We start from the raw sequence: 261 nt of genomic DNA on the forward strand, positions 1-261 counted from the left end.
GGTTCATTAACCGGGCGAGTTCCGGCGTTGATTGAGAGCGGCGCGCTGGAAGCTGCTGTTGGGCTACCCATGGATACAGCAACCAGTCATGTGATGCTCTGTGGTAACCCGCAAATGGTACGCGACACGCAGCAACTGCTGAAAGAGACCCGGCAAATGACCAAACACCTGCGCCGTCGACCGGGCCATATGACCGCAGAGCACTACTGGTAAGAACGTTTCAATGCCCGGTAAACACCCGGGCATTTTGCCGGATGGCGC

The 261-nt window shown here is 57.5% G+C and carries 1 pseudogene; it reads left to right on the plus strand.

Going from position 1 to position 261, the window contains the following annotated elements:
• Positions 1-213, plus strand: a pseudogene (locus tag FDX22_RS31325) (ferredoxin--NADP(+) reductase); the annotation flags it as partial.
• Between the last annotated feature and the right edge of the window lie 48 nt (positions 214-261).

Origin of the sequence: Citrobacter sp. TBCS-14 (assembly GCF_005280805.1) — a bacterium.
Taxonomy (GTDB): domain Bacteria; phylum Pseudomonadota; class Gammaproteobacteria; order Enterobacterales; family Enterobacteriaceae; genus Citrobacter; species Citrobacter gillenii.